Origin of the sequence: Labilibaculum filiforme (assembly GCF_002843315.1) — a bacterium.
Classification (GTDB): Bacteria; Bacteroidota; Bacteroidia; order Bacteroidales; family Marinifilaceae; genus Labilibaculum; species Labilibaculum filiforme.
The window spans coordinates 224,749-247,672 of record NZ_MVDD01000007.1 but is presented as its reverse complement, the minus strand read 5'-3'; the positions used below and the strand labels follow the sequence as shown (position 1 = coordinate 247,672).

The window sequence follows — 22,924 nt, the reverse complement described above, 5'->3', positions numbered from 1 at the left end:
ATTTGTAAACTTTTTAGAACAGTTAAGATAATTTTAGTCGGAATATTGCCGATAGAAACTTGTTAATCAGTAGCTGACTTAGTTATATATTGATTACTACAAATGCAAATTGGCGGTTACGAATTCAAGATAAATATTACTATAAATGAGCACTAAATTCCCAGAGTACAAGAATCTTGATCTATCACAGGTCAACAAGGATATTCTAAAAGATTGGAACGAGAATAACACATTTGAGAAGAGTTTGGAGACTCGTGAGGGCAATCCAACTTTTGTTTTTTACGAAGGACCACCTTCTGCAAATGGAATGCCGGGTATTCACCATGTTATGGCTCGTGCTCTTAAAGATATTGTTTGTAGATATAAAACATTAAAAGGATTTCAAGTAAACCGAAAAGCAGGTTGGGATACTCATGGTTTACCAGTAGAACTTGGTGTTGAGAAAGAATTAGGAATTACAAAAGAAGATATTGGTACAAAAATCTCGGTTGACGAATACAACCTGGCTTGTCGTACCAATGTAATGAAATATACTCGCGAGTGGGAAGATTTGACCACTAAAATGGGATATTGGGTAAATATGGAAGAACCATATATTACTTACGATAACCGTTATATCGAAACGCTTTGGTGGTTGTTAAAGCAACTATTCGAGAAAGATTTGCTTTACAAAGGATATACCATCCAACCGTTTTCTCCTGCTGCAGGTACTGGTTTATCAACTCACGAGTTAAACCAACCTGGTTGCTATAAAGATGTGAAAGATACTACTGCAGTTGGTATGTTTAAAGTGGCTCGCGATGCTAAAAGCGAATTTATTTATGAAGGTATCGATTGCGATGCTTACTTTATTGCTTGGACAACTACTCCTTGGACATTGCCTTCGAATACGGCTTTAGCGGTTGGACCAAAAATAGAATACGTTCGTGTTCGAACTTTTAATCCCTATACAGGAATTCCTTGTGTCGTGATGTTGGCTAAAAACTTGTTCTATAATTTCTTCGATAAAAAATACGAAGGACTTGAATTGGGAGAATATGAAGTTGGTGGCAAACGCTTAACTTTTAAGAAACTTTCGGAACACGTAGGAACTGAGTTGGAAGGTTTACGTTACGAACCAATAATGCCTTTAGTAAAACCAGAAGGGGATGCTTTCCGCGTTATTCTTGGCGATTTTGTTACCACTGAAGATGGTACTGGTATCGTTCATATTGCTCCAACTTTTGGTGCAGATGATGATCGGGTTGCTAAAGTGGCAGGAATTTCTCCACTAATTCTTCGCGATAAAGAAGGTAAAATGCAACCAATGGTTGATCGTACCGGTAAATTCTTTAAAATTGAAGATTTAAGCGAGGAATTTGTTAAAGAATATGTGAATGTTGAGGCTTATAAAGAGTATGCTGGTCGTTTTGTGAAAAACGCTTACGATACTACTTTAACCGAGAACGACGCAACTTTGGATATTGATATTGCAGTTGCTTTGAAGAAAGATAGCTTGGCTTTTAAAGTGGAGAAACACGTCCACAACTATCCTCATTGCTGGAGAACCGATAAACCAATTCTTTACTATCCTTTGGATTCTTGGTTCATCGAAACAACAAAAGTTCGCGATCGTATGATCGAACTAAATAAAACCATTAACTGGAAACCTAAATCAACTGGTGAGGGAAGGTTCGGAAAATGGTTGGAGAATTTACAAGATTGGAACCTTTCCCGTTCTCGTTATTGGGGAACACCACTTCCAATTTGGGTGAGTGAGGATCGCGCTGAAATTAAGTGTATTGGTTCTGTAGCCGAATTAAAAGCTGAGATTGAAAAATCAATCAAAGCGGGTTTCATGACCGAAAATATTCTTGCTGATTACGTGGAAGGCGATAATAGTAAAGAAAATTACCAGAAATTCGACTTGCACCGTCCTTACGTAGATGGTTTAATTTTGGTGAGTGAAACTGGTCAAAAATTGGTTCGTGAACTCGATTTGATCGATGTTTGGTTCGATTCAGGAGCAATGCCATATGCACAACAACATTATCCATTCGAAAATAAAGAGAATTTCGACAAATTGTTCCCAGCTCAGTTTATTGCTGAAGGTGTGGATCAAACTCGCGGATGGTTCTTTACACTGCACGCTATTGCAACCATGTGTTTCGATGGGGTAGCTTTCGAAAATATTATCTCTAACGGTTTGGTATTGGATGCTTCTGGAAACAAGATGTCGAAACGTCTTGGTAATGCAGTGGATCCATTTACTACCATAGAAAAATATGGTTCGGATCCTTTACGTTGGTATATGATTACCAATGCACAGCCTTGGGATAATTTAAAATTTGATTTAGGTGGCGTTGAAGAAGTTCGTCGTAAATTCTTCGGTACTCTCTATAATACCTATAGTTTCTTCCAATTATATGCTAACATCGATCAATTTACCTATTCGGAAGCTGATGTTGCAATGGAAGACCGTCCTGAAATAGATCGTTGGATTCTTTCTCTTTTAAATTCATTAATTAAAGAAGTAGAAGAGTGTTACGAAGCTTACGAACCAACTCGTGCTGGTCGTGCTATTCAGAATTTTGTAAATGAAAATCTATCGAATTGGTACGTTCGTTTGTGTCGTAAAAGATATTGGGGCGGAGAATATTCTACGGATAAGATTTCTGCTTACCAAACGCTATACAGATGTTTAGAAACCATTTCTATTTTGGCTTCTCCAATTGCTCCTTTCTATATGGATCAATTGTTTAAAGATTTGAATTCAGTTACTGGTCGTTTTACCGAAGAATCGGTTCATTTGGTGAATTTTCCAAAATACGAAGCAGAAGTAATTGATATTGCCTTGGAAGAAAGAATGGATATGGCACAAAAAATTTCGTCCATGTCCCTGGGATTGCGTCGAAAAGTGAAAATACGTGTGCGTCAGCCATTAAGTAAGATTATTATTCCTATTCTTGACGATTCTATGATTCCTCAGTTAGAGGCAATTAAACACATTGTTCTTTCCGAAATTAATGTGAAGGAAATGGAATTTATTACAGATACAACAGGCGTTCTAGTGAAAAATATCAAACCTAACTTTAAGACCTTAGGGCCTAAGCATGGAAAGATAATGAAACAAATTGCTGCTGTAATAGGTAAAATGAATCAAGAAGATATTGTTACTTTCGAGAAAGAGGGTAGTTATACCATTGTGGTAAACGACCAAAATATCAGCTTGACTCCCGAAGATGTTGAAATTGTTTCGGAAGATATTCCAGGTTGGTTAGTTGCCAATGAAGGAAAACTTACTGTTGCAATGGACGTAAACATAACCGATGAATTACGTAAAGAAGGTATTGCACGAGAGTTTATCAATAGAATTCAGAATTTAAGAAAGGATAGTGATTTTGAAGTAACCGATAAAATTAAGCTTCAAATTATGATGCATGATTCTATTAATGAAGCGGTACTTACTCATAAAGAATATATTGGGAGTCAAACTTTAGCTGTTAGTATCGAATTAGTAGAGAAATTAGCAGCTAATGAAGCTAAAGCAGTAGAGATTGAGCAAGGTGTAGAGAGCTTTATTAAGATTGAAAAAGTTAGTGAATAATCGATTTTTTGTTATCTTTAAAAAAAATAGAAACAATGACAGAAAAGAAGCGATATACAGACGAAGAGTTGCAGGAATTCAAAGAATTGATTAATGCAAAACTTGAAAAAGCGAGAAAAGATTACTTGACTTTAAAAGCAGTGATCTCGAATAGTTCTGGAAATGATACCGAAGATACTTCGCCTACTTTTAAAGTATTGGAAGAAGGGGCTTCTGTATTATCGAAAGAAGAAGCAGGGCGTTTAGCTGAACGTCAGTCTAAGTTTATTTCTCATTTGGAAGTAGCTTTGATTCGCATTGAGAATAAAACCTATGGTATTTGTCGCGAGACTGGTAATTTAATTGCCAAGGAAAGGCTTCGTGCTGTTCCTCACGCCACTTTAAGTATCGAGGCTAAAAACAAACAGTAAGATCTTTTCTTGAATATATCTTAATGATTGGAAGAATATTCTTCCAATCATTTTTGTTTACAAGCAAGGGTTTTAGTTATTTGAAATAGATTTGCAGTTAACGATTAATTAGTCAATATGTCTTTATTTAAAAAATCGATAGCACTTATTGTGGTACTTCTGATATTGGATCAGGTAGTAAAAATTTGGATCAAAACCCATATGATGTTGGGAGAAGAGTTTTCGGTATTTGGAGACTGGTTTTTGATTCATTTCATTGAAAACAATGGAATGGCCTTCGGAATGGAACTGGAAGGCGAGTGGGGAAAAATTCTTTTAAGCTTGTTTCGAATTTTTGCTGTTTGTGGTATTGGTTGGTATCTATACGATATTGCTACTAAGAAAGCTCCTTTGGGATTAATAATTTCTATCGCTTTAATATTTGCTGGAGCAATGGGAAATATTATCGATAGTGCTTTTTACGGCTTGATTTTTAATGATAGTTACTATCAGGTTGCTACTTTTATGCCAGATGCTGGTGGATATGCCTCCTTTTTACATGGCAAAGTGGTAGATATGCTTTACTTTCCAATTATAGAAGGAAGATTTCCAGAATGGATTCCGATGTGGGGAGGAGAACATTATATTTTCTTTCGTCCGGTGTTTAATATTGCCGATTCCTACATAACCATCGGAGTATCATTCATTTTACTGTTTCAGAGAAAATACTTTATAAAAGAACACAAATAAAGAAAAAGCCCATTAGGGCTTTTTTTTAGCTCTTGTTTTTTGAGGCTTTTCTTTTTCGTTGTGTTTTAAAATACACTATCTGACTGCGTAAACTCCATATTCCACCCACAATTACAATTAGGAATATCCATTGCTTTCGGCTCCATCCGGCATCGCCTAAAATGCCTTTCGAAAGCATTACCACCGACATAATAATTAAAAGACTTGTTAGTAGTGCAGCAACATGTCCAATTACAGCATTCTCGTTTTGAATTCCTGTGGTGCAAAAGAATAATACAAGGCCAAAAAAAGCAGGAATTAAGGCTGTAAATTGCCAATCACCTACTTCAAAGTATCTTGCTGTAATTCCGATTAATCCAGCTAATATTAGGATTATAGAATAAATCTTATTGATTTGGTATGCTTCTTTCATGATTGTTATCTTTATTTAAATCAAATTAAGATACTAAAATACAAAAACTAAGTAACAATCAAAACAGTTGTATCTTTAGAAATATTGCTTACAAAATAGAACGCATAAGAAAGGCCGCCACTCCTGACAGCCTTTCTTGGACAACCTTAAAACTCAACCATGTATTGATTATCTTACCGCGATTACCAAATACTTTGAAGACTTCCAGAATTCAACTGGATCAAGAATTGTAATACCTTCAACTGTTTCGACTCCCTCAACCTTATAAGAGCTACTTGGATGATTGGTTACAATACTAATCTTCTTCCCGATAACAGGAATAGTAGTAACTTTGGTGATATCAATTTTTTCAAATTCACTTGTATCAAAATCTTTGTTTAGAACGGCAGTTTTTCCTATTCCGATAAATCCACCGTCTTTGCTGATAATATTTTTATCCTGCAATTCTTTGCTAGTTCCGAATGCATAGAAAGCTGTATTCAGTTCGTTTGTTTTGTTTTCTATTTTTTTCGCTTTGTTTTCGTTTTCAGTATTCAAAGCTACTACGGTTCCACTTAACTCGCTAACTTGTCCATTCAGGTTTTCTACTTCAATATTCAGTTTTGCTACCTTTTCGTTTAAAACAATTACTTCGCCTTCTTTAGCTTCTAATTCTGTTTTTAAACGATCGGTTAACTTGCGTAGTTTTGAGTTTTGGTACCAGCTGTTATTTAGTTTTTTATCTAATTCTTCTATTTTCAATTTATTTTGTTCCAATAAATTATTAATGGAAGATAGATCGCTTGCAATTTTTTGCTTTTGAGATTGACTTGGATTCTCGGAGTTAACTGCAATAATATTTTCTTTTTGCTTTATTATTTCAAGGTTTTCTTCAATTGAATTTAAGGATTCAACAAATTCATTAATAGAAGAATCTTTTTCTTGAGCCATTACAGTTAGTTGCTGATTTTGCTCTCTTAATTGTTTTAATTCTTTCTGATTACAAGAAAAAAATAAAGGAACAATCAGCAATGCTATAAGAATACGTTTCATAAATTAATTTTTAGAGATTTGGTTTCACAATCTTGTTTCTCCTATATATGTGAATATCATGCCAAGATTTTATTTCCTCATTTTTTCTTAACTGAGATATGCTAAGTGTAAGATTATCAGCAGTAAATTTTATTGTTGTGATTTAGCAGGATAGATTTGTTGAAAAGTTGCCAAATTAAGCTTGGGGAATATTTCCCCATTTTTTGTGTATAAAATCCCCATGTGTATAAAAACTAGATTTCAACAACCAGAGCTAATGACTAAAAAAATTCTTACTAACTTTATCTTATTGATTTATAAATGTAATGTGGAACAGATAGAACTTATAAATATAGCTGGTGACTGAGAATAGAAGTAATATAAAGATAAAAGTAGTTTCGGGGTACATATTTGTATTTCTGGCTATAATTGCTTCGGTACTTATTGCTTATCAGTCGTATAATAAACTTCTTGATTCAGTTGTATTTCTATCAAAACCAGATGCCGAAATTGCCCGAATGAATCGGATTTTAACGAATTTGTCGGAAGCCGAAAATAAAATCAGAATTTATTCATTAACCAAAAAGGAACAATATTTGGCTAATTATGCCGAAAATATTATAGAGATTCAAAGCGATTTGGATTCACTTAGATATTATAGTGCTACTAGTAGTAAATCTTTTTTTTTAATTGATTCAATGAACTATTTGTTGGAGGAACGTGCCGATAAATTAGAGAAATTTGTTGAATTAAAACGGTCAAAAGAAAAGGAAAACCTTTCCCAAATAGCAATGGATCAGCTTAGTGAGGTTTCTGGAGCTGCAAAAACTAAAATTAAAACGACAACTACTACTACCACTACTTTAGATACTTTGGTTACTCCTACTGAGGTAAAAGAAACAAAGAAGAAAGGATTTGTAGCTAGACTTTTTAGTGGCAAAAAGAGCGAGACAAAAATAGATTCTATTGAAACAGTTATTCAACGCACCCGTGTTCAGGTCGATACTAGTTATTTGCCACAAACGGATAGTTTATTGAGAAGTCTTGAAAATATGTTATTGGTTGCTCAGGCGAAAGAAAGATTGAACAGAGAGATTGTTTCGAATGAAGAGTTGCGGTTGGTGGAGGAAAATTCGTTGATGTGGGATAAGATAAAGGTGCTTTTGCGCCAACTTGAAACAGAAAGGTTACAGCAACTAACTCATGAATCGGAAAGCGCAAAAAATATTGCAAGTAATTCCATTTTTGTTATTTCTGTAATAATTATTGTAGGATTTATTTTAGGGATCTTGTTTATAATTTTTATTCTTACTGATATCACTAAAAGTAATTTTTATAGAAAGGAATTAATTGTTGCGAAAGGAAATGCGGAAAAATTGGCGAAAGTGAAGGAAGATTTTTTGGCCATAATGAGTCACGAAATTCGAACTCCTCTGAATGCGATTATTGGTTTTACCAATCAGCTAAATAAAACAAAATTGGAAGAACAACAAAAAGGATTCGTAAGGGTTCTTAAAAATTCGTCGAAACATTTGTTAGGATTGGTAAATGAAATTCTTGATTTATCGAAAATAGAAGCAGGAAAACTGCATATTGAAAATATAGCGTTTCACCCGCATTCACTTGTTTTTGATGTTTACGATGTTCTGAAAGTGAATACGGAAAATAAAGAAATTGATTTTACCTGGGAGTACGATGGGGATTCTTTAATTCATTTAGAAAGTGATCCGTTTCGAATTAAACAAATTTTATTGAATTTAGGGAGTAATGCTATAAAGTTTACTTCAAAGGGTGCTGTTACGATTAAAGCATCGCTTATTAAAATGGATAATTATTTTGTTTTTGAAGTGAATGTAATTGATACAGGAATTGGGATTGAGGAGAGTAAATTAGATGCTATTTTTGAAGATTTTAGTCAGGCAGATTCGTTTTCGGCAAGAAAATATGGTGGAACGGGATTGGGCTTGGCAATTAGCCGAAGATTATCGCGATTGTTGGGTGGCGATTTGTTTGTGGAGAGTGAGATAGGAGAAGGTTCTTGTTTTACTTTGCGAATTCCCTTATTGGAATCGAAAGAGATTGCTACCGAAAATAGTGAACTAAAAGAGCTTTCAATTCCCGATTATTTAAGGCAAAAATCGTTTTTGGCCGCCGATGACGATCCCTACAGTTTGTTACTATTAAAAACTATTTTTGCGAGTTGGGGATTAAGGGCTGATTTTGTGGAGGATGGTTCTAAAGCATTGGAATTAATTCAACAAAAAAGTTACGATCTACTTCTTACGGATATTCATATGCCCGAAATGGGAGGGATAGAGCTTTGTGAGAATATTAGAAAGATGGAGGAAAGTAAAAAGTCTGAAATTCCAATTATTGCTTTAACGGCAAATGTGAGAGAAGCTGATCTGAAAAAATACATAGAGTCGGGAATGACGGAGTGTTTGGTAAAGCCATTCGATGAAACTGTTTTATTGGCTATGTTACATGACTTATTTTGCGAGACCGAACAACAGAGTCCCGCATCAATTAGTTCTGACAAGATTTATTTGGATGATCTTTTTGATTTATCGCAGATTAAGCAATTTACTTTGGATGATCAGGAATTAGTAAACCAAATTTTGGAGCAGTTTATTATCTCTGCAAAGGAGAATGTAGAGCGCATGAATACAGCATTAAGGAGTAAAAACTATTTAGCAATTGGCGAAATCGCACATAAAATGCTCTCGTCCTTTCAGCAACTTCGAGTGATAAGTGTAGTTCCTATTTTAACCAAATTGGAAGGCCTTCTTCATAAAAAAGAAAATATTAATCTTAACGACAAAGAGTTAGGAGAATTGATTGAAGCACTTACCACGAATACAAATACCGTTATTGCATCCATACAAAGTGAAATTGTTGTGTAGGCTACCTATTAAATGTCTATGTTGTATTGTTTAATTTTATTGTATAAAGTTTTTCGGTCGATATTAAGCAAGCGTGCAGCTTTCGATTTGTTATAGTTTACTTTTCGAAGTGTTGACATGATCAACTCCTTTTCGTTTGCTGCCTGAATTAATTTAAGGTTGGAACCTTCTACAATAAAACCACTATTGGCACTATCATTTAATATTTCGTTAGGTAAACTAATAAGTTCTACTTTATTGTCAGGACTTAGCAAAACGGATCTTCTTACAACATTTCTAAGCTCTCTTAAATTACCTGGCCACGAATACGATTTGAATTTTTCCAAAACTTCGGTGCTAAATTCAGCGATATCTTTATTTAGTTCATTATTAGAAAGTTCAAGAAAGTAATTCGAGAATAGTTCGATATCTTCAATGCGGTTTCGCAAGGCTGGAACCGTAATTTTAAATTCGTTTAAACGATGGTAAAGGTCTTCTCTAAATTCACCATTATTTACAGAAACAGATAAGTCTTCGTTGGTTGCTACAACAATACGAACATCTACATCAATATCTTTATTGCTACCAATTCGTCTCACTTTACGTTCTTGTAAGGCTCTTAAAAGCTTTACCTGAATTTCGTAGGATAGGTTTCCTATTTCATCCAGAAATAAGGTGCCACCTTGTGCTGCTTCAAACTGACCTTCTTTATCGTTGATAGCTCCGGTAAAAGAGCCTTTAATGTGTCCGAACAGTTCGCTTCCAGCTAAATCGGTAGATAATGCACCACAGTCAACAGCTATAAAAGCTTTTTTCTTTCTTTTGCTATCAAAGTGAATTCGTCGGGCTGCAATTTCTTTTCCGGTTCCACTTTCTCCTTCAATAATTACAGACATATCGGTAGGTGCTACCAATTTAATATATTGATCTATTTGTAAGGAATTGGAACTGTTACCACGCACAAAATCAACTTCTTCCTTGTTCTTTTTTTCTTTCGGATTTTTAGAATCCTTCGGAGTTTCCGATTTTGCAAGAGCAGAGTTGATTAATAAAAGAATCTCGTCGGGATTAAGAGGTTTGGTTACGTATTCGAATGCTCCCATTTTAATTGCATTCACCGCAGTTCTAATATCTGCATACGAAGTCATAATAATTACAGGAACTTGCGGATGCATGGCTTTAATTCTCTGAAGAAGTTCCAAGCCATCAAAATCGGGTAAGCGAAAATCGCTTAATACCAGGTTAAATTGATTGTTTTCCAATCTTTTTAATGCTTCTCCAGCAGAAAACACTGTATCGGCATCAAAGTTTTTACGCTTTAGTAAGCCCTGAAGCATCAGGCATATCGTTGGGTCATCATCAATAATTAAAATCTTCTTCATGCGGAACCTTACCTTTGTTAATGTATATTGGTCTCAATCAAAATTACATAAAAAGAGTGGACGAATGAAATGATGCCTCTTATTTTATGATTTATTAAGATATTGTACCTAGTTGGTGTGATTAACAATAGAAAAGGTCGGATTTCAAAAAAAAGAAGTCCGACCTTAGTTTATATTTGAATTCTAAATTATTTTTTTTTCTCAGAATCGGCTAACACAAAATCTAATTGTTTGGCAACTAAATTGGCTTTGGCAACTAAAATTTCAACCTTATCTCCTAACTGATAAATTTTACGATGATTGCGACCTACAATGCAGTAGTTGTCCTCGTCGAATTCGTAGAAATCATCTTCCAGCTCACGAATGGAAACCATTCCTTCGCATTTATTTTCATCCAATTCTACGTAAAAACCCCATTCGGTAACTCCTGAAATTGTTCCAATAAATTCTTGTCCGAGATGTTCTTGCATGAATTCCACCTGTTTGTATTTTATAGATGCTCGTTCTGCATTTGCAGCTTTTTGCTCCATTTCACTACAATGTTGGCAGTATTCTTCGTATTTTTCTTTGTTCACCGACTTAGCTCCCGAGAAGTATTTCTCTAACAATCGGTGAGCCATCATATCGGGATACCTTCTAATTGGCGAGGTGAAGTGAGAGTAATAATCGAAATGCAAACCGTAGTGACCAATATTTATGGTAGAGTACTCGGCTTTTGCCATGGAGCGAATCGCTAAAGTTTCTACTAAATTTTGAATACTTTCCCCTTTTACATCGTGCAGTAATGTATTTAATGAGGTAGAAATTGCACTGGCACTGCTAGTTTTAAGACTGTATCCGAATTTTTGAATAAATTGGTTAAAGGTATTTAGCTTTTCAGGATTTGGCTGATCGTGAGTTCTGTAAATAAAAGTTTTTGCAGTTTTTCCTTTTGGAACACGTCCAATAACTTCAGCCACCCGTCTGTTGGCCAAAAGCATAAATTCCTCAATTAATTTGTTTGAGTCTTTCGATTCTTTAAAATACACGCGGGTTGGTTTTCCTGTTTCGTCAATTTCAAATTTTACCTCGAAACGATCAAAATCAATAGCTCCTTTTTTGAACCTTCTTTTACGAAGTAGCTTAGCAAGTTTATCTAATTCAAGAACTTCCTCACTAAAATCTCCTTTTCCGGTTTCAATAATATCCTGTGCTTCTTCGTAGGTAAATCGTCGGTTCGAATTAATAACGGTTTTCCCAATCCAAGTATTAATAATATCTGCATTTTCATCCATCTCGAAAACGGCAGAAAAAGTTAATTTTTCCTCATTAGGGCGCAAGGAGCAAATTCCGTTCGACAAACGCTCTGGTAACATTGGAACTACTCTATCTACCAAATAAACAGAGGTTGCTCTGTCGAAAGCCTCCTGTTCAATAATACTTCCTTTTCTTACGTAATGGGTAACATCTGCAATGTGAACACCAATTTCCCAATTGCCATTCTCAAGCATTTTTATGGATAAAGCATCATCGAAATCTTTCGCATCGTGCGGATCGATAGTAAAGGTAGTTGCATCTCTAAAATCTCTACGAAGCGCAATTTCTTCTTTGGTAATTTCTTCCGAAATATCCTCGGCTGCTACATTTACATTTTCAGGGAAAATATGTGGTAGGTCGAACTCCGCAAGAATGGCATGCATTTCGGTATTGTTTTCGCCGGGTTTTCCTAAAACAGTTGTAATTTGACCAACTGGATTCTTCGATTTTTTTGGCCATTCAGTGATTTGTGCAATTGCCTTATCGCCGTTTTGAGCGCCATTTAGCTTTGGTAGTGGAATAAAGATATCGTAAGGCATTTGTTTTCCGGAAGAAACCAAGAATGCGTAGTTCTTAGAAACATCAACAATTCCCACAAATGTGGTTTTCTTTCTCTTGATGATTTCAACCACTTCTCCTTCGGGTTGTTTGCTTTTTTTACGTGCATACAAGGATACTTTCACAATATCGCCATGCAAAGCACGATTTAAATTGCCTTGAGATACAAAAACATCTTCTTCAATTTCTTCTGAAACAATAAAGGCAGATCCTCGGGCAGTCATATCCACCTTACCGGTAATGTTGCCCATTTTCGATTTTAGTTTGTATTTTCCGGTTGAAATTTCACTCAATACCTCTAAATCAACCAAATCGCAAAGAATTCCGACTACGAGCTGTTTAGTACCCATGTCTTTTATTCCTAATTCGCTTGAAATTTGTTTGTAATTGAGTGTTTTAGTTGGGTTTTGTGCAAATATCCCATCTATTAGTTTTGATAAAGTCTGGCGATTAAGTTGTTGCCCTCCTTTTCTATGTTCTTTTTTATTTTTTTTTGACATTTTTTAAATTTTGTAATTCTACAATAGAATTGATCCCGTAGCAGATTTATAGTTTAAAGTAAGAATAAAAAATGTATTTATTGTGCTTTAAGTACGATTCCATTTTTATGATTTTCTTATCAGTTTATGAACTGCATTTATACTATCCAGGTTTGGACCATTTCTATATTATTCTTGTTGTTATTCCTTTGTTGATTTTCCTTTACATTCAAAGAGGATGTGAATGTTTTTTTTGGTTTTCTTACTGATGACAGTAATCGCAACTATGGATATTGGATAGAATATTTCTACTGCAAAGATAGTGAAGGAATCAATAGATACAATAATAAAGATTAAATTATAGAGCTTCTGTAAATATTAAACTTGAATTGGGGTAATAATTTTGGCATTGAAAAGAATTTCAATTCGACTAATTTCTGCTCGTGGAAGTCAGAAATCATTAAAAATGGATTCTATCTATCAGAATTCTAAAGTTATTCGCAAGATATTTTATGGCGAGCAATAATTTTTTATAATTTTACAGTCCCAATAGAATTTCGATTATATTACAGTTATGGAAAATAAGTTATTCATTTATAATACCCTAAGTCGTAAAAAAGAGTTGTTCGAACCCATTAATGCTCCTCATGTTGGGTTGTATGTATGTGGTCCTACGGTATATGGAGATGCGCATTTAGGTCATGCCCGGCCAGCAATTACCTTCGATTTGGTTTTTCGTTACTTAAAACATTTAGGATATAAAGTACGCTACGTTAGAAACATTACCGATGTAGGACATTTGGTGAATGATGCAGATGAGGGTGAGGATAAAATTGCGAGAAAAGCGCGTTTAGAGGAACTGGAACCAATGGAAATTGTACAGTTTTTCACCGATCGTTATCACAATGATATGGAGGCTTTGAATGTATTGAAGCCAAGTATTGAACCTCGAGCATCGGGTCATATTATTGAGCAAATGGCGGTGATTGAAAAATTGTTTGCCAATGGATTTGCCTACGAAAGTAATGGTTCTGTATATTTTGATGTAAAAGCATACAGCGAAAAATACGACTATGGTAAGTTGTCTGGAAGAAAAATTGAAGAATTAATTTCGAATACCCGCGATTTGGATGGACAAAGTGAAAAGAAAAATAGTTTCGATTTCGCACTTTGGAAAAAAGCAAGTCCCGAACATATTATGCGTTGGCCTTCGAAATGGAGTGATGGATTTCCAGGATGGCATTTGGAATGTTCTGCAATGAGTCAGAAATATTTAGGTGCCGAATTTGATATTCATGGAGGTGGTTTGGATTTGCAGTTTCCACATCACGAATGTGAAATTGCGCAATCGACAGGTGCGAATGGACACGAAGCGGTAAAATACTGGATGCATAACAACATGATAACCATTAACGGCCAAAAAATGGGTAAATCCTTAGGAAACTTTGTGAATTTATCGGCTATGTTTTCGGGAGAGAATGATGTATTGGAACAAGCATACAGTCCAATGACCATTCGCTTTTTTATGTTGCAGGCTCATTATCGCAGTCCGTTGGATTTCTCGAACGATGCACTTCAGGCTGCCGAAAAAGGCTTTAAACGTTTAATGACTGCTGTTGAAACTATCGATAAAATTAAAGTATCGGAAGTATCTACGAATGCTGTGGCAGAATTAAAAACAAAATGCTACGAGGCTTTAAATGATGACTTTAATACTCCGATATTAATTGCTCACCTATTTGATGGTGTGAAAATGATTAATTCATTAGCGACAGGAAAAGAGAAGATTACTGCTCTGGATTTTGCAAGCTTAAAGGAATTGTATGATAACTTGGTGTACGATGTTTTGGGTTTGAAAGAGGAAGGCGAAGCAGGAGAAAATAACGAAATACTGGATAAGGTGGTTCGTTTGCTGCTTTCGACTCGTGATGAGGCTAAAAAGAATAAAGATTGGGCTACTGCCGATAAAATAAGAGATGAATTAACCAATTTAGGTATTGTTGTAAAAGATACCAAAGATGGTTATGAATGGGAAATCTTAAAATAATATAAACTGTCCTGATTGATCGGGACAGTTTTTTATTTTTTAGCTAATTTTAAAGTTCGTAAAACCGTATTGCATACAAAACCTAATGTCGTTTTTAACAGATTGTGTTATCCTAAAAAGAAATACTATGAACACTCGCTTTTTCTTATCTCTTCTTTGTTCGCTACTTATAGTTGCCTGCAATGGTAATGGTGCAACTAAAAATAAACTTGCAGGTAAAAGTTCTGAAGAGCCGACGGAAACAACAATGGTGATTGTAAATACCTTACGATTAAAAGAACCTCATCGGGCAGATTTATTTTCCATGGGAGAAGCTATTGACATAAAAATGAATCCAAGAAGAAAATCTGCAGCTATAGACTCTGTGCAGTTTTGGGCGAATGAAAGCTTAATTGGCAGTCTGAAAAAGGAGCCATGGAATATGAAATGGACTCCTCGGGATGAAAAAATGGGAAAGCAAGATCTGAAAGTGATGGCTTACCATGAGGATGGTACTATTGGTTTGGTTTCTACCTATGTAAATTTGAAATCGAATGTTCCTCCAGTAGAATATTCCTATGAAATAATTAATGAGTATCCTCATGATAGAGGCTCCTATACGCAAGGTTTGTTTTATCATGAAGGATATCTTTACGAAGGAACCGGACAAAAAGGAGAATCGACTTTGAGAAAAGTAAAATTGGAAAATGGAGAGGCTCTTTCGGTGAAGAATTTAGAGCAGGAATATTTTGGCGAAGGAATTACTTATTCGAAAGGAAAAATTATTCAGTTGACCTGGAATTCACGAAAGGTTTTTGTTGTAGATCCAGTGACTTTTGATCAGAAGGATACTTTCGAACCAAATACTACGAACAATCAGGGTTGGGGTATTACTTCGATAAATGATGAACTAATTATTTCGGATGGAACGAATGTGCTTACTGTGCTCGATGCCGATAATTATAGTAGAAAGCGTGTTATTGAAGTGTATGACGAGGCAGGAATGGTTACCAATTTAAACGAATTGGAATATATCAACGGAAAAATTTATGCGAATGTTTGGCTTACCGATCGTATCGTAATTATAAATCCGGAAACGGGAAGAGTAGAAGGAAATTTAAATTTGGCCAAAATTTTAAAATTTGCAGATAAGAAAATATTGGTAGAGGGAGATGAGGTGTTGAATGGAATTGCTTGGGATTCGATTGGTGGTAGATTATTTGTTACTGGTAAAAGATGGCCTAAATTATTCGAAATTAAAATGGCTAAGAAGTAAGCTTCTTTTTTTTCATGTTGCCGATAAGGTGCAGGTTTAAGTCGTTTTGATTGTATGCTAATATCACCAATGAAAAAAATAATACTTGCTCCCGATAAATTTAAAGGTTCTTTAAGCGGAATGCAGTTTTGTGAGGCTGTTGAGAGAGGAATCAGAAAACATACCTCCGATATCGAAATCATTCAACTTCCTTTGGCCGATGGTGGCGATGGAACCATCGAAGTGCTGAATTTTTATCTCGAAGGAGAAATACTATCTGTTAAGGTGCACGATCCTTTGCATCGAAAAATTAAAGCTTCCTACTTATACTCTGCCGGAAAGAAAACTGCATATATCGAAATGGCAGCAGCTTCGGGTATTTGTTTGCTGAATGGCGATGAGGCAAATCCGATGCTAACGAGTACGTATGGAACCGGCGAATTAATTATAGATGCACTGAACCGCGGTGTGAAGCATATTATTTTAGGAATAGGTGGAAGTGCTACCAACGATGCTGGTTTGGGCATGGCGCGTGCCTTGGGATATTCTTTTTTCGATAAAGATAATGGTGAGTTAAAAGGACTTGGAGAAGATTTAATACGCCTTAATTTCATTGATAATTCGGCAGTACACCCCAAACTAAAAGAGGTGAAGTTTGAACTTGCCTGCGATGTTGACAATCCTTTGTATGGTGAGAATGGAGCTGCCTATATTTATTCTCCGCAAAAAGGTGCAACGCCTAAAATGGTATTGGAATTAGATGCCGGATTACAGAATTTTAATGAGGTGGTGCAGAAACAATTTGAGGTCGATTTGCAGGGAATAAGTGGTGCAGGTGCAGCAGGTGGTTTGGGAGCAGGTTGTATTCTGTTTTTAAATGCTGTGTTGAATTCAGGCATCGATTTAATTAAGAAAGAGGCAAAATTTGATACAAACATCAAAGGTGCCGACTGGATCATTACCGGAGAGGGAAAATTGGATGAGCAGACCTTCTCGGGAAAAGTGATTCGCGGCGTATTGGATTCCATTACCGATCAAAAGCTCGCGATTTTTTGCGGATTGATTGATTTGAAACCTGATAGAATAAAGGAATTGAAAATTGAGCACATTGCCGAAGTTTCAAGTTATGCTTCCGGGATTGAGGATTCTATTAAAAATGCAGGAGTTTACCTTGAAATAGCTGCCGAAGCTTTTGCGAAGACCTATTTGTAGGGTGGAGCTAGTGTCGTTTCTCTCTGAAATTATCTTTTCACATGTAATAATAGCGCAAACTCAACGGAATAGAGTAATTGAAGTTCAATGGGGGCAATTCTTCCCCGGAATTGCAATTAGAAGGACAATTTGGCAGATTTCTCATCAGAATTGAACTCGTTTCTATAAAATTGAAGGTTAATCTCTTCGGCAATGAGCAATTTGAAGTTCAAATTCGGTATTTCTGATGTGAAATGGTCGATTTGAATGTAATTGCGACCAATTCTGATATAAAATACGCGATTTGAACATAAACGAGCTCATTTCCTCATATAAAATGGTCAATTTGAACGACATTTTGGCTACTTTCTCTTCGGAGTTGAAATATGAGTTCATTTTTAGCTGTTGCCGAAGAAGAAATGCCAGGAATAATGTAAAAAATGGTAATTTTTTTTGTGCAAACCACTCGTTAAGATTAAAAGCGGAGTTTTTAGTTGCGTAATTACCCGCTTTGCTGCAAATACTCTTATTGCCGAACAGGAAAAGCAAAAGTTCCAGTAAAATCAAACTCTGACTTTAAACAAGCTGTGCTTGTCAGGCTATAACTTACTACTAATTTATTCTGATATACGAATCAGTTGTAGTCTTCGTTTTATTCCGCAATTTCTAAATTTCCTTTCTCGTTTTTGAAAAGTGAATTTTTGGTGTTTCGCAATCCTTCGTAGCTTTCCAAAAGCCCTTTAACGCTGCCAACCAGTACTTTTGCTTCCACCATTATAGGAATTCGATTGTCGTCGTTACTCAACCAAACCGTCATGTCTTCGCCGCCTTTAAACATGGTTCCTTCCACCAAAAGAGGAGAGAATTTAAGGCACTCAAAGCTTTCGCCCGATTTGGTTTTGATCGTTTCTAATCCGCGAAAGCGAATGTATAGGGAGTGAATTTCGTTATCGACCAGCATCGAAAGAGGAATTTTATCGCCTTTTTTGTATTTCGCAAAATCGAGATTGCGCACATAGTAAGCCACCGATAAAATATCGAAAGTACAAGGCTTATTTTTTAGCGTGTCGAACTTCACCGCTTTGTCGCGTTTCTGAATTTTCGATCTAATCTGGTTTTTCTCATAATCGAACCAGTACTCATGATGCGCATCGTATTTGGCCTCATGCGTTCGCCTGTCGAAATAGAGAGGAGCAAGAGTTTTTGTGTCGGCATAACAGGTAAGCGTATCTCTAAGTTTAAAAAACCAGTCAAACGCCTTTGTATTTTTGCCTTCACCCTCAATTTTAAATGTCTTTTTGTTCTGAAACTTAGTGGTTCGAACCGATAGACTAACTTCTCCGGCTGCCACCCAAATAAATCCCCAATTGTAATATCCTCTAAAAACTAATTTTTCGCCCGACTGAAAAGCAAAGTTATTCTCCAAGCACTGTGCTTTTACAGCAAATGTTCCCATAAGCAGAAGCAGAAGCAGAACCAAAATGGTTCTTTTGGAGAAAATACTGTACTTAAATGGGAATACATGTTTCATTCGAGAATTTTCTTGAGATTTGAGATGCGAGAGATGAGATTTGTTCCTTGTCACTTGACACTTGTTCCTTGAACCTTACCTGTTCACCTTGCCAATTTTATTTTCGATGGCTTCCACTTTTGTTTTTAGTCGATTGTGCTTGTTCTTCTGAATATCAATCGTCATTGTAGTGTAAACTCGTTCCGAATCTTCTGCTAAAACATCATAACAACTATTTACAAGCGCTAAAGCTTCCGGTAATCCATCTGTTTCAATCAGCGTTCCCATTGCTGTTAGTTGGTAGCTAATACCGCTTTCGCGGATCAATTTAATTACCTTACTAACCTGTTTACTTACGCTATCTCCTTTGTCGGTTGGGAAAATAGCAAATTCCAATAGTACTGACATATCTAATTGTTCTGTTTGTTTCTTGTTTTCTTTTTATTTTGTTCCGCTTCTTTCAGCAGGGCTTTTTCTAATTCTTTCTTGCGTTTTTGTTCCAGATCAATTAAATGCTGATTAAAATTAATTTCTGGTCCACTTTCCGAAATCGAAATACCATCCTCTACCTCAAAATACGAACGTACTTTAATCTCTTTTCTAAAGTAAAGTACCATTTCTGGTTGCAAACCTTCCTTGTAATTCCCAGTATCCCATTTGCCATTGTCATTGGCATCAATAATTACCTTAAAAATATAGGTGTCGGGAGCCAAGTAATCGAAAATTACAGTTTGATCGGAGTAAATCTTTTTAGTTTGAATGATATTTTCACTTTTGTTATTCTTTAATAGTTGTACCAGCAAAGGCGATTTTACATTCGTTACATTTAGCAATATTTTTCCATAATATTCTTCTTCTCTAGTTTTCATTTTACCTTCATACTTATCGCTGTATATGCCATAAATATTTAAAAATGCGGTAGAATCAAACTCCACTTTGTATTGAGTTTCAGGCTTCCAGTTTATTTTAACATGGTAACGAAGAATGTTCGAAGCATCTTTCTCAATGCTATAATCAATAGGGATTTCTAAAGTATCCTGAATTTGATAGAAATGAATGCTGTCGGTATTCATTTGAGCCAGAGGTTCATTAAAATCAATAATTAAATTCTTATTTAAATCCTGCGTGCTGCTTGCATTAAATTTAAATTCGTAGCTAGGTATTTTTAGTTTCTGATTCTTTTTTTCTTTTTTCGATGCTTTTGCTTTTTTCGGATCTTTGTAATTTAATTTTACCGTATCTGTAAAATTTATTAGTTGTCCCAACGAGTCGGTTTTCATGTATTCCAGTTTAGCCAGAAGTGTATCTCTTTGGTAAATGGTCGAATCGGTAATCCAGTAGGATAGCGTATCGTTCGTTTTATTTTTCACCAATAAAAACCAATCCTCTTTTTCATCCACATCAATAAAATCAATTTTTAAACTATCTTTTCTTTTCGAATTAAATTCGAAATAAATTTGTTCTCTTCGGTCTCTTTTGAAGGTGGTAAGGTATTGAAGCGGATTTTCTTCATCAAACATTCTAATGTAAATATTCGATGGTTCGGTGGTCATCATTTTAGTAATTTTCACCGAATCGGCTCCAATGCTATCTAATTGCTCGTAAGTATGAATTGCTGGCGTAATAATTTCATTGCTAAAACCAATCATCTCTCCAGGACCATTATAAAAAAAGTCGCGGTTGCCATCCACAATTGCAAATAACTTATAATCTCCAGCACTTAAATTATTCAATTGAAAATATCCTGCCGAATCGGTTTTGGCTACGTAACTTGGTATTACCGAGTAAGGAACAGAATCGTTCGTATTTAAATAAGCCATTACCATCGCTTTTTCAACGGGTAATTGATTAAAGGAATTGTCTAATTTACCTTTAATGCTTAATGAATCTAATTGTTTCCCTGTTGAGAACACGAATTGATATTCCCCCAAAGGATTTCCTTCGTTGTTATCGGTAATTCCCGTTCCAAAATCGAGTGTGTAAGTAGTGTTTTCGCGAAGTTTCTCTTCTAATTTCACATAAATAGAGCGACCTTTTAATTTTACCAAAGGTTTCTTTTTAAGTGGTGGCGATATTGTGAAAGTTTCACTTATATCTTTTAGTTGTACAAATTCGTCGAAGAAAATTTCTACTTTTCCACCTTTAAAGTTGGTGGCGTAATTAATAGGTTTGGTTAAAATAACCTTGGGAGCTTGATGGTCGATAGGTCCTCCGGTTGGAATTCCTCTTCGTGCACACGAATATAGTACGGTTGAAATTGCAAATCCCAAAAGGATATAAAAAGCTATCTTTTTCAAATTGATTAGTTTTGATTATTAGGCAACAAAATTACAAAGATTCAAAACAAAAATAAGTTAATAAAAGTAAAATGGAGGACTCCTTACAATATTCCGTGTTAAAAAGAGATAAATTTATTGAAGCAGCAAGCAATTCGACTTTCGATTTTGTGATTTTAAGTGCTGGTATTAAGGAGGTTTTGTTTGCTTTTCTGGCTGTAACTAATGGTTATAAATGTGCAATTTTTACCGAAAATGATTTTCAAGAATCTTTGCATCCTATTGTAACTACTTCGGAAAGTACCAATTCTTTTGTTCTAGCACTTCGTAATCGCTTTCCTCATTTAATTTTACCCGACGAATATTTGAATGTAAAGCGTAATGTTTCGAAATGGAAAAAAATATTTCCAGGAAGTATTCGCGATAAAGACATTTCAAAGTATGAGGCAATGCTTACCACAGAAACCGATGATGCGGTTTATATCGATAAGGAATTTAAGATATCTACCAATAGGTTGCTGCTTTCTTTATTGAAAAGTGCAGTTCGTAAAGGGCTTGTAGTTTTAAATCATATAAGCACTGAAATTAAAAGTGAGAGGGAGTTATTGGTTCGCGATAAAATAGGAGAAAAATCAAACTTGTATTCCGTTTCTTATCATTCTTTACTTTCTTTTTCAGAGCTATATAAGGTAGCTACAAAAACCGAGATTCGCTTTTATCTACGTAAAAAAGGTCTTTATTTAAAAAGAAGTTTAAAGTTTACACTTGATGGTGTTTTGGTAAGAATGGTTCGATATCAAGATTATTTCCTGATTATCTGCGATTCTCAATCGGATAATAGACAATTTGTTAGGAAACTTATTCAGGAAATAAATCGTTTGGTGAAATGGGAAAGTAAATTTAGTGAAGAGGATATTATCAGTTCGAATTTGGTAGAGACAAGTGCGAACGATTCACTAAAAAATCAACTTACCGACCTTGCTGAAATGATTGACAATAAGCTTTCCATCTCTTCCTCTAAATTGTTGCAACAACTATCAATACTTCCTGTTATCGATACAAAATTTGAAGGGAAAACAGAAATACAGCAACTTATCGAATTTGGCGATTATCGTTTCGATGAAGCGAAACAAACAGGCGTGCCTCCGCTTGCTTTTAAAAATATGTTTTACCGATTTGGCTCCGAAATAGAAGAACTTACCGAAAAAGCTTACGAATTACGGTCTAAATTCGGACCAGGAAATGACCTCTGGATTTATGTTCAGTTTTGGTATTTGTACCACAACGAAATGATTTGCTCGAAACAGGATTATATTTCTCGAATTAGAAAAGATAACCCCGTATTGGATTCAGATTTAGTAGCTTCCGAAGAGGTAATAAGGAAGTATTTTAATGAAATGAATGGCAAATGTGTTTTATAACAGGATACTTATTGCCTAATACCAACATTTAGGTATTGTTAAACGAATTGGTACTGGTTACTTTTGAACCGTGATAATTATAGCAATTTAATTTGTTTATGAACGGTTTCAGAAAGTTTAAAATAGCAATTGTAAGTATACTGCTCCCAGCAATGATGGTGTTGGCGGGTAATGCTGTTTTTAATCTTCATGTTCATAGAGATTCGCATGGCTATGTTATGGTTCACGCTCACCCATACCAAAAATCGGGGAGTACCAACGGAACTGCAAATCATCACCATTCTTCACACGAATGTTTTGCTTTACAGCAAATTACAAGTTTCCTTTTTTCGCTTACTACCATTTTTTTCTTAGCGGCTCTAATTGGAAAAGCTTTTGAGATTATAAATATCTACCACCTTCGGGTGAAGAAGGAATACTCAAGATCTATTCTTGGTAATAGGGCTCCTCCTGCTTTCTTGTAGCATTACCATTTTTTAACGCCTTTCATAAGGTGCCTT

17 protein-coding genes are annotated in these 22,924 nt (G+C 35.3%); 9 read left to right on the top strand and 8 right to left on the bottom strand.

What is annotated here, in order from left to right; all coding sequences use genetic code 11:
• The first annotated feature begins 145 nt into the window (after nt 1–145).
• The 3 genes from ileS to BZG02_RS11760 all read left to right on the top strand — a co-directional run bounded on the left by ileS (nt 146) and on the right by BZG02_RS11760 (nt 4,725).
• On the top strand, nt 146–3,586 hold the full coding sequence (ileS, locus tag BZG02_RS11770) for an isoleucine--tRNA ligase (RefSeq protein ID WP_101261632.1): 3,441 nt from the start codon (nt 146–148) through the stop codon (nt 3,584–3,586).
• Between the two features lie 35 nt (nt 3,587–3,621).
• Nucleotides 3,622–3,996, top strand: a complete 375-nt coding sequence (locus BZG02_RS11765; RefSeq protein WP_101261631.1) for a TraR/DksA family transcriptional regulator — start codon at nt 3,622–3,624, stop codon at nt 3,994–3,996.
• Between the two features lie 117 nt (nt 3,997–4,113).
• The gene (locus tag BZG02_RS11760; protein ID WP_101261630.1) at nt 4,114–4,725 is read left to right on the top strand and encodes a lipoprotein signal peptidase; all 612 of its coding nucleotides are present in this window, start codon (nt 4,114–4,116) and stop codon (nt 4,723–4,725) included.
• A 25-nt stretch (nt 4,726–4,750) separates the two neighbouring features.
• Here the strand turns inward: BZG02_RS11760 and BZG02_RS11755 are convergent, their stop codons facing one another.
• Nucleotides 4,751–5,137 carry a hypothetical protein gene (locus BZG02_RS11755; RefSeq protein WP_101261629.1) on the bottom strand — a complete coding sequence of 129 codons (387 nt, stop codon included), beginning with the start codon at nt 5,135–5,137 and terminating at the stop codon, nt 4,751–4,753.
• A gap of 168 nt (nt 5,138–5,305) precedes the next feature.
• A complete protein-coding gene (locus tag BZG02_RS11750; RefSeq protein ID WP_101261628.1) occupies nt 5,306–6,169 on the bottom strand; it encodes a Cbp1 family collagen-binding glycoprotein adhesin in 864 nt (287 codons plus the stop codon).
• Nucleotides 6,170–6,507: 338 nt separating this feature from the next.
• On the opposite strand from BZG02_RS11750, the gene BZG02_RS11745 reads away from it, so the two are divergent.
• The gene (locus BZG02_RS11745) at nt 6,508–9,051 is read left to right on the top strand and encodes a response regulator (RefSeq protein WP_101261627.1); all 2,544 of its coding nucleotides are present in this window, start codon (nt 6,508–6,510) and stop codon (nt 9,049–9,051) included.
• 8 nt (nt 9,052–9,059) lie between these two features.
• On the opposite strand, the gene BZG02_RS11740 is transcribed toward BZG02_RS11745, so the two are convergent.
• Together BZG02_RS11740 and rnr are read right to left on the bottom strand one after the other, a co-directional pair.
• On the bottom strand, nt 9,060–10,412 hold the full coding sequence (locus BZG02_RS11740; RefSeq protein ID WP_101261626.1) for a sigma-54-dependent transcriptional regulator: 1,353 nt from the start codon (nt 10,410–10,412) through the stop codon (nt 9,060–9,062).
• A gap of 188 nt (nt 10,413–10,600) precedes the next feature.
• Nucleotides 10,601–12,766, bottom strand: a complete 2,166-nt coding sequence (gene rnr, locus BZG02_RS11735) for a ribonuclease R (RefSeq protein WP_101261625.1) — start codon at nt 12,764–12,766, stop codon at nt 10,601–10,603.
• Between the two features lie 553 nt (nt 12,767–13,319).
• Between rnr and cysS the strand changes: the two genes are divergently transcribed.
• From cysS to BZG02_RS11720, 3 genes are all read left to right on the top strand, one after another.
• On the top strand, nt 13,320–14,792 hold the full coding sequence (cysS, locus tag BZG02_RS11730; RefSeq protein WP_101261624.1) for a cysteine--tRNA ligase: 1,473 nt from the start codon (nt 13,320–13,322) through the stop codon (nt 14,790–14,792).
• Nucleotides 14,793–14,919: 127 nt separating this feature from the next.
• On the top strand, nt 14,920–16,047 hold the full coding sequence (locus BZG02_RS11725) for a glutaminyl-peptide cyclotransferase (RefSeq protein ID WP_180335703.1): 1,128 nt from the start codon (nt 14,920–14,922) through the stop codon (nt 16,045–16,047).
• 69 nt (nt 16,048–16,116) lie between these two features.
• Entirely contained in the window at nt 16,117–17,238 is a 1,122-nt protein-coding gene (locus tag BZG02_RS11720) for a glycerate kinase (protein ID WP_101261622.1), read from the top strand.
• A 177-nt stretch (nt 17,239–17,415) separates the two neighbouring features.
• Here BZG02_RS11720 and BZG02_RS20710 read toward each other — a convergent pair whose 3' ends face one another.
• The 4 genes from BZG02_RS20710 to BZG02_RS11700 form a co-directional block, all read right to left on the bottom strand.
• Nucleotides 17,416–17,613, bottom strand: a complete 198-nt coding sequence (locus BZG02_RS20710) for a hypothetical protein (RefSeq protein WP_143470460.1) — start codon at nt 17,611–17,613, stop codon at nt 17,416–17,418.
• A gap of 256 nt (nt 17,614–17,869) precedes the next feature.
• On the bottom strand, nt 17,870–18,748 hold the full coding sequence (locus BZG02_RS11710) for a DUF3108 domain-containing protein (RefSeq protein WP_101261620.1): 879 nt from the start codon (nt 18,746–18,748) through the stop codon (nt 17,870–17,872).
• A gap of 75 nt (nt 18,749–18,823) precedes the next feature.
• Nucleotides 18,824–19,135 (bottom strand): MTH1187 family thiamine-binding protein, encoded by a 312-nt coding sequence (locus BZG02_RS11705; protein ID WP_101261619.1) that lies wholly within the window; start codon nt 19,133–19,135, stop codon nt 18,824–18,826.
• Nucleotides 19,136–19,137: 2 nt separating this feature from the next.
• Entirely contained in the window at nt 19,138–21,024 is a 1,887-nt protein-coding gene (locus BZG02_RS11700) for an Ig-like domain-containing protein (RefSeq protein WP_180335702.1), read from the bottom strand.
• 71 nt (nt 21,025–21,095) lie between these two features.
• Between BZG02_RS11700 and BZG02_RS11695 the strand changes: the two genes are divergently transcribed.
• A complete protein-coding gene (locus BZG02_RS11695; RefSeq protein WP_101261617.1) occupies nt 21,096–22,424 on the top strand; it encodes a hypothetical protein in 1,329 nt (442 codons plus the stop codon).
• A 98-nt stretch (nt 22,425–22,522) separates the two neighbouring features.
• Complete coding sequence (locus BZG02_RS11690; RefSeq protein WP_101261616.1) at nt 22,523–22,888, top strand: hypothetical protein; 366 nt, start codon at nt 22,523–22,525, stop codon at nt 22,886–22,888.
• The last annotated feature ends 36 nt before the right edge of the window (nt 22,889–22,924 follow it).

Bases quoted from the DNA above. Each gene is read 5' to 3' on its own strand.
- ileS (WP_101261632.1), top strand. From the start codon at position 146: ATGAGCACTAAATTCCCAGAGTACAAGAATCTTGATCTATCACAGGTC.
- BZG02_RS11765 (WP_101261631.1), top strand. From the start codon at position 3,622: ATGACAGAAAAGAAGCGATATACAGACGAAGAGTTGCAGGAATTCAAA.
- BZG02_RS11760 (WP_101261630.1), top strand. From the start codon at position 4,114: ATGTCTTTATTTAAAAAATCGATAGCACTTATTGTGGTACTTCTGATA.
- BZG02_RS11755 (WP_101261629.1), bottom strand. From the start codon at position 5,137: ATGAAAGAAGCATACCAAATCAATAAGATTTATTCTATAATCCTAATA.
- BZG02_RS11750 (WP_101261628.1), bottom strand. From the start codon at position 6,169: ATGAAACGTATTCTTATAGCATTGCTGATTGTTCCTTTATTTTTTTCT.
- BZG02_RS11740 (WP_101261626.1), bottom strand. From the start codon at position 10,412: ATGAAGAAGATTTTAATTATTGATGATGACCCAACGATATGCCTGATG.
- rnr (WP_101261625.1), bottom strand. From the start codon at position 12,766: ATGTCAAAAAAAAATAAAAAAGAACATAGAAAAGGAGGGCAACAACTT.
- cysS (WP_101261624.1), top strand. From the start codon at position 13,320: ATGGAAAATAAGTTATTCATTTATAATACCCTAAGTCGTAAAAAAGAG.
- BZG02_RS11725 (WP_180335703.1), top strand. From the start codon at position 14,920: ATGAACACTCGCTTTTTCTTATCTCTTCTTTGTTCGCTACTTATAGTT.
- BZG02_RS11720 (WP_101261622.1), top strand. From the start codon at position 16,117: ATGAAAAAAATAATACTTGCTCCCGATAAATTTAAAGGTTCTTTAAGC.
- BZG02_RS20710 (WP_143470460.1), bottom strand. From the start codon at position 17,613: ATGAACTCATATTTCAACTCCGAAGAGAAAGTAGCCAAAATGTCGTTC.
- BZG02_RS11710 (WP_101261620.1), bottom strand. From the start codon at position 18,748: ATGAAACATGTATTCCCATTTAAGTACAGTATTTTCTCCAAAAGAACC.
- BZG02_RS11705 (WP_101261619.1), bottom strand. From the start codon at position 19,135: ATGTCAGTACTATTGGAATTTGCTATTTTCCCAACCGACAAAGGAGAT.
- BZG02_RS11695 (WP_101261617.1), top strand. From the start codon at position 21,096: ATGGAGGACTCCTTACAATATTCCGTGTTAAAAAGAGATAAATTTATT.
- BZG02_RS11690 (WP_101261616.1), top strand. From the start codon at position 22,523: ATGAACGGTTTCAGAAAGTTTAAAATAGCAATTGTAAGTATACTGCTC.